At 54.0% G+C, this 6,605-nt stretch carries 6 protein-coding genes; 5 read left to right on the forward strand and 1 reads right to left on the reverse strand.

All coding sequences use genetic code 11. The features are described from left to right. The first annotated feature begins 120 nt into the window (after positions 1 to 120). The 3 genes from ACKWMY_RS18735 (at position 121) to ACKWMY_RS18745 (ending at position 5,147) form a co-directional block, all read left to right on the forward strand. The gene (locus ACKWMY_RS18735) at positions 121 to 1,281 is read left to right on the forward strand and encodes a NapC/NirT family cytochrome c (RefSeq protein ID WP_024528057.1); all 1,161 of its coding nucleotides are present in this window, start codon (positions 121 to 123) and stop codon (positions 1,279 to 1,281) included. Between the two features lie 12 nt (positions 1,282 to 1,293). Next, positions 1,294 to 3,774 (forward strand): trimethylamine-N-oxide reductase TorA, encoded by a 2,481-nt coding sequence (gene torA, locus ACKWMY_RS18740; RefSeq protein ID WP_409486803.1) that lies wholly within the window; start codon positions 1,294 to 1,296, stop codon positions 3,772 to 3,774. Positions 3,775 to 3,935: 161 nt separating this feature from the next. Continuing rightward, on the forward strand, positions 3,936 to 5,147 hold the full coding sequence (locus ACKWMY_RS18745) for a sugar efflux transporter (RefSeq protein ID WP_409486804.1): 1,212 nt from the start codon (positions 3,936 to 3,938) through the stop codon (positions 5,145 to 5,147). Here the strand turns inward: ACKWMY_RS18745 and ACKWMY_RS18750 are convergent. Further along, the gene (locus tag ACKWMY_RS18750; protein WP_024528054.1) at positions 5,111 to 5,365 is read right to left on the reverse strand and encodes a YkgJ family cysteine cluster protein; all 255 of its coding nucleotides are present in this window, start codon (positions 5,363 to 5,365) and stop codon (positions 5,111 to 5,113) included. The genes ACKWMY_RS18745 and ACKWMY_RS18750 overlap by 37 nt on opposite strands. 145 nt (positions 5,366 to 5,510) lie before the next feature. On the opposite strand from ACKWMY_RS18750, the gene ACKWMY_RS18755 reads away from it, so the two are divergent. Continuing rightward, positions 5,511 to 5,648, forward strand: coding sequence for a hypothetical protein (locus ACKWMY_RS18755; protein ID WP_196061529.1), 138 nt, complete (start codon positions 5,511 to 5,513; stop codon positions 5,646 to 5,648). Between the two features lie 166 nt (positions 5,649 to 5,814). Further along, entirely contained in the window at positions 5,815 to 6,108 is a 294-nt protein-coding gene (locus ACKWMY_RS18760) for a DUF1240 domain-containing protein (RefSeq protein WP_409486807.1), read from the forward strand. The last annotated feature ends 497 nt before the right edge of the window (positions 6,109 to 6,605 follow it).

The raw sequence follows: 6,605 nt of genomic DNA on the forward strand, positions 1-6,605 counted from the left end.
CCTAAGGTATTAGGTTTCTTTTGCGAAAATACCTATACTTATCCAGGTGTTTTTGACCTGGTGTCGAAACCTTTTTGGCAAGTTTTTCCTTGGTATTTCATAACTATAAGTGGGTTCAATATGAGCAAAAAACAAGCTGGCTTTGAAAAGCGACGCCGGTGGGGATGGCTTTGGATTTTGGTGATCGGGATTATTCTCGGTGCCGCACTGCTGGCAGGGACCGCAACGGTCTTCCATAAAACCAGCGATACCGCCTTCTGTGTCTCCTGCCACACCATGCAACAACCTCTGGCCGAATATCAAGGCAGTGTCCACTTCCAGAACGCCAAGGGGATCCGCGCTGAATGCGCCGATTGCCACGTCCCTCATGAGCCGCTCGATTACCTGTGGACCAAGATCCGCGCGGTGAAAGACATTTACGGCGAAATGACCGGCAAAATCGACACTCCGGAAAAATACGAAGCCCATAAGCTGGCCATGGCGCAATCGGTGTGGAAAACGCTGAAAGAAAACGATTCGGCCACCTGCCGTTCTTGCCATAGCTTCGATGCCATGGATATCACTGCCCAGCGTCCTGAAGCCCGAATTCAACACCCGGTGGCCATCAAGCAAGGCGAAACCTGTATCGACTGCCACAAGGGCGTTGCGCATATCCTGCCGGATATGAGCGGTGCCGCACAGGCCGGCGCTGCCGAACTGGCGAAAGCCGCGGCGGAAACTTCTCCAACAGCGACCACGCTGTTTACCATCGCTACCGAACCGTTCTTCCTGAAAGCCGACGATACGCATAATGCCGGTAACCTGATGCCTTCAACCGAAGTTCACGTCGTGAAACAGGAAGGTGACAAGGTGCTGGTTGACGTCAGCGGCTGGCAACAGGATGGCGTCAGCGAAGTATTCTACGCTGCGCAAGGTAAACGTATCCTTAGCGTCCTGCTGGGCGAAGACGCGCGCAAACTGCTGAAAACCGGCAGCACTATGACCGACGCCGAAACTGGCCTGGTCTGGCATCAGGTTTCATTGCAAGTGTGGTTGCCACGTAAGCAACTGATCGACGATCAGCAGAAAATCTGGCGTTACACCGCCGATATGATGTCCGCCAACTGTACCGGCTGCCACGGCCTGACCGCCCTTGATCGCTTCAACGCCAACCAGTGGATCGGCGTGATTAAAGGTATGGCACCTCGCACCTCGCTGTCACAAGAACAACTGCGCGTTCTGACGCAGTACGTTCAGAAACATGCCAGCGATATGCAACCTGCCACACCGGCCAAAAGTTAAGGGAGAAGCGAAATGAGCAAGTACCAACAACAACCATTGGCCATGAGCCGCCGTCGTTTCCTGACCGGTGCCAGCGCCCTGGCCGCCGTGCCTCTATTTGCGGGTCTGTGGCCTAAATCGGCGTTGGCGGAAGCCATCAGCCAGGCATTGCCACAATTTGTGGCCTTACGTCAGGCGCAGAAAGGCATCCTGACCGGGGCGCACTGGGGCGCATTTGAAGCCATCGTGCAAGACGGAAAAATGGTCGGCGTGTTACCGGTCAAAGACGATCCTTACCCGAACGATCTGATCACCATGGCCCCCCACCAGGTGCATGCGGAAAACCGTATCAAGTACCCAATGGTACGTAAAAGCTGGCTGGAAGGCGGCCCTGGCAGCCGCACCGAGCTGCGCGGCAACGATGAATGGGTGCGCGTCAGCTGGGAAAAAGCGATTGATCTGGTCGGTAACGAAATCGTCCGTTTGCAAAAAGATCACGGCCCGCAGTCGATCTATGCCGGTTCTTACGGCTGGAAAAGCGTGGGCATGCTGCACAACAGCCGTACCCTGCTGCAACGCCTGATGAACCTGAGCGGCGGCTTCCTTGGCTACGCCGGTGACTATTCTACCGGTGCTGCACAGGTGATCATGTCGCACGTGATGGGGTCAATGGAGGTTTACGAACAGCAAACCGCCTGGCCAAACGTCATCGACAACAGCCAACTGGTGATCCTGTGGGGCTGTAACCCGATGGTTACGCTGAAAAACAGCTGGAACATACCCGACCACGTCGGCCAGACCGGCTTTGAGGCGCTGAAGAAGAAAGGCACCCGCATCATCAGCATCGATCCGGTGCACAGCGACAGTGCCAAATATGTCGGCGCACAGTGGATCGCTCCGCGTCCGTATACCGACAGCGCGATGCTGATCGGTATCGCCCACACCCTGTTGACCGAAAAGCTGCATAACCCGGACTTCCTGAAAACCTACACCGTAGGCTTCGACAAGTTCCAGGCCTATCTGCTGGGTGAAACCGACGGCACGCCGAAAACGGCCGAGTGGGCTGCCGATATCAGCGGCGTCGATGCCGAAGTGCTGCGCCAGTTGGCGCGCGATATGGCGAAACAGCGCACCATGATCATGGGCGGCTGGGGGATCCAGCGTCAGCATCACGGTGAGCAACAGCACTGGTTACTGGTGACCGTGGCGGCCATGCTTGGCCAGATCGGCCTGCCAGGCGGCGGCTTTGGCTTCAGCTATCACTACTCTTCCGGCGGCAGCCCAACGGCCAAAGGCGGCATCCTCTCCGGTATCTCTGCGGGGAATGCACCGAAAAATTCACCAACGCCAATCCCGGTGGCTCGTATCGCCGAATGCCTGACCAACCCAGGCAAGACCATTCACTTCAATGGGACCGATGTCACTTACCCAGACGTGAAGATGGTGTACGTGGCCGGTGGTAATACCTTCCACCAGCATCAGGACACCAACAATCTGGTCAAAGCCTGGCAGCGCCCGGAAACCATCGTGGTTAACGAACCGTACTGGACGGCGACCGCCAAGCATGCGGATATCGTGCTGCCCGCGACCACCAGCTATGAGCGTAACGATCTGGAGATGGGCGGTGACTACTCGCAGCTGTACGTCTTCCCGATGCATCAGTGCGTGCCGCCGCAGCATGAGTCACGCAACGACTTCGACATCTTCGCCGCTTTGGCCGCCAAGCTCGGCGTGCTGGATGCCTTTACCGAAGGCAAAGACGAAACCCAGTGGCTGAAAGGCATGTACGACGACATGAAGTTGCAGGCCCGCGCCGCCCGCGTTGCCCTGCCGCCGTTTGACATGTTCTGGGAGTCGAACAACTACATTCGTTTCCCGATCCCGCAGGAAAACAAACAGTGGGTACGTTTCGCCGATTATCGTGAAAACCCGCTGCTTAATCCTTTGGGGACTCCTTCAGGCAAGATTGAGATCTACTCCGATGCCATCTCGAAGATGGAGTATCTGGATTGCAAAGGTATTCCAACCTGGATGCCGCCGCATGAATGGTATCGTGGCCCAGAGGCAGCCAAATACCCGCTGTCACTGAATACCGCGCACCCGACCAACCGCCTGCACTCACAGCTCGACAACACGCCGCTGCGTAAGAAGTATGCGGTGGCCGACCGTGAAGCGATCTTGATCCATCCAGAGGATGCCAAATCGCGCAATATCACCAACGGCGACCTGGTGCGGGCGTTTAACGACCGTGGGCAGATCCTGGTTGGTGCCATTGTCAGTGAAGACGTGCGCCCGGGTGCGGTGCGGATCAGCGAAGGTGCCTGGTACGATCCGGCCGATCCGTCAACGCCGGGGTCGATCTGTAAGAACGGCAACGTTAACTGCCTGACTTTCGATATTGGCTCATCCAACCTGGCACAGGGCAACTGCGGCCAGATGGCACAGCTGGAAATTGAGAAATATCAGGGCGAAGTGCTGAAGAACACCGCGCACGACGTTCCTGCTGGCGCATAACCGCTAGCCACCAGCGCAGGGTGATGGTGACATCACCCTGCTCTTTTTCTGCCGACAGATACCAACTAGTTACCTATTCCTTGATTGAAACAGGTTTTTGTTTTTTTTAAACGAGCGTATTATGCGCGCGTCTCCCTTCTCTTTGGCTATTCATTCAGCTTATGCGTACTTCAACTGCGGCGACACGACACTTGCCCGATTTAACGTCGTTGGCATTTCTGGTCGTGGCTTTTCTCACCGGGATTGCCGGTGCCTTACAGACGCCCACGCTGAGTCTGTTCCTCTCCACCGAAGTGAACGTACGGCCAACGATGGTCGGGCTGTTCTTTACCGGCAGCGCGGTGATCGGCATTTTGGTCAGCCAGTTTCTGGCCAGCCGCTCAGATAAGAGGGGCGATCGCAAATCACTGATCTTTCTGTGCTGCATGTTGGGTGCCTTGGCTTGTGCGCTGTTCGCCTGGAACCGTAACTATTACCTGCTGCTGTTCGTCGGCGTGTTGCTGAGCAGCTTCGGCTCGACCGCCAACCCACAGATGTTTGCCCTGGCACGAGAACATGCCGAGCACACCGGCCGGGGAACGGTGATGTTCAGTTCTATCCTGCGTGCTCAGGTTTCGCTGGCCTGGGTGATTGGCCCACCGATCGCCTTTGCCCTGGCCTTGGGGTTTGGTTTTAAGGTGATGTATCTGGCCGCCGCCGCAGCCTTTATTCTCTGCGGAGCGCTGGTATGGAAGATGTTGCCCTCCATGCCAAAAGTGCAGAGTACTGGCGGGGCGACGCTGGAAGCCCCCCGCCAGAACCGCCGGGATACGTTATTGCTGTTTATGGCCTGCACGTTAATGTGGACGGCCAACAGCATGTATTTGATCAATATGCCGCTGTACATGGTGCGGGAACTGCAGTTACCGGAAAAACTGACGGGAATACTGATGGGTACCGCTGCCGGGCTGGAAATCCCGACCATGTTGCTCGCAGGCATGGTGGCCCAACGCTTTGGCAAGCGCTTCCTGATGCGTTGTGCGGTGATTGCCGGGGTGCTGTTCTATGCCGGGCTACTGTTTATAACCGGTACTTGGCAACTGATCGCCCTGCAACTGCTGAATGCGCTGTTTATCGGGGTGCTGGCGGGGATTGGTATGCTCTATTTCCAGGATTTGATGCCCGGCCAGGCCGGGGCGGCCACCACGCTGTTTACCAATACCACCCGCGTTGGCTGGATTATTGCCGGTTCGATCGCCGGGGTCGTGGCTGAAATGTGGAGTTATCACGCGGTATTTTACTTTGCGTTGGCGATGGTCCTGGGTGCGGTGCTATGCCTGTGGCGGCTGAAGGACGTTCAAGGCGCGGTATCCACCTCCAACTTGGCAAGATAGATCAGCGCCTCATCACGGCGATCGTGGCACATTTCACGGCTGGCCTGCAGGCTGCCGCAGACTTTGGGCCGCAGCGGCGAATGAAATATTCCACAACGCAGTTGCTGGTCCAGATGGATGCAACGGGTATTGGCCGGTTTGCCGTTGGGCATACCAGGGATCGGGCTGGAAATCGAAGGTGCGATACAGCAGGCACCACAGTCGGCACGGCAGTCCATCTGCGATCCTATAGGGGCTGATTATGTGGCTGAGACAATAGCAGAACGCCGCATTAAGTTATACTCATTCACAATGCTTACCAATAGTGCTAGAGTTTATTTTTCAATGGAGTGGAAAGCTTAGAACTATCAATGGAGTGAGATCATGTCAGATAAAAATTTCAACCCAAGTTGGGAAGGCTATATGGGGGATTTCCTGAAGGGTAATGTCGGGATCAACCAGCTAAAACCCCAACATGAGTTTCTTGACTCTATCGGCTTAGAGAAAGCATTAAGCGATTGAAGGTAAAACCAAGAACACCAGAAGCAAACTTTCAATATATCCTCAATGGGTTAAGAAGATGAGTGTAAATAATCGATTTTGGAAAATATTAGGAGCAACGGCATTACTGATTATATTTATATGCTTATCGATATTGATTTGCAGCCACATTATCTCATTGATATTAATGAAGGATAAAATAACATTTTCAGCCTCTATATTTGTCTGCTTTTTTGCAACGCCTTTGATACTCTATACTTTTTCTTGCTCTGTTTTTTTCTTTATTTTTGACAGGCAACCAAAATATAACATGGTAATCAGTAAGTATTTAATCATGATAGCGTTCGCATCATTAGTTTTTAGTTTTCCTATATCCCTGTATGTGAACTACAAACTTAAACATGATGGTTATTTCACATGCGATAGAATTTCTTGGATGTCACCAACGACTTATGTGAAAGATTTATCACTTTGTCGATGAGTGGCATTTCCCGCTATATCCGCCAATTAGGCAAAGAAATACATCAGGATACGTAAAGTGACGCCCCTCACCCTAACCCTCTCCCACAGGGAGAGGGGACTGAATGTGCTACAAATTAACGTCAGTAACTGGCCTCGGCACCGCAATAACTCCATCTCGCATAGGGGAAATTTTAATGTGCCACTGATAAACTCCAGCACCGGACTACAGCCCCCTTATTACCAGTCACCAAGCATACCGCAGACAGACTTCTGCCCCTGACCACAACGCTATTGCAGCCCCTCTCCCACAGGGAGAGGGGACTGAATGTGCTACAAATTAACGTCAGTAACTGGCCTCGGCACCGCAATAACTCCATCTCGCATAGGGCAAATTTTAATGTGCCACTGATAAACTCCAGCACCGGACTACAGCCCCCTTATTACCAGTCACCAAGCATACCGCAGACAGACTCCTGCCCCTGACCACAACGCTATTGCAGCCCCCTCTCCCCGTGG

The sequence above is a fragment of the Serratia sp. J2 genome, assembly GCF_046269175.1.
Classification (GTDB): Bacteria; Pseudomonadota; Gammaproteobacteria; order Enterobacterales; family Enterobacteriaceae; genus Chania; species Chania fonticola_C.

Coding starts and splice junctions, on each gene's coding strand:
- ACKWMY_RS18735 (WP_024528057.1), top strand. CDS start 121: ATGAGCAAAAAACAAGCTGGCTTTGAAAAGCGACGCCGGTGGGGATGG.
- torA (WP_409486803.1), top strand. CDS start 1,294: ATGAGCAAGTACCAACAACAACCATTGGCCATGAGCCGCCGTCGTTTC.
- ACKWMY_RS18745 (WP_409486804.1), top strand. CDS start 3,936: ATGCGTACTTCAACTGCGGCGACACGACACTTGCCCGATTTAACGTCG.
- ACKWMY_RS18750 (WP_024528054.1), bottom strand. CDS start 5,365: ATGGACTGCCGTGCCGACTGTGGTGCCTGCTGTATCGCACCTTCGATT.
- ACKWMY_RS18755 (WP_196061529.1), top strand. CDS start 5,511: ATGTCAGATAAAAATTTCAACCCAAGTTGGGAAGGCTATATGGGGGAT.
- ACKWMY_RS18760 (WP_409486807.1), top strand. CDS start 5,815: ATGAAGGATAAAATAACATTTTCAGCCTCTATATTTGTCTGCTTTTTT.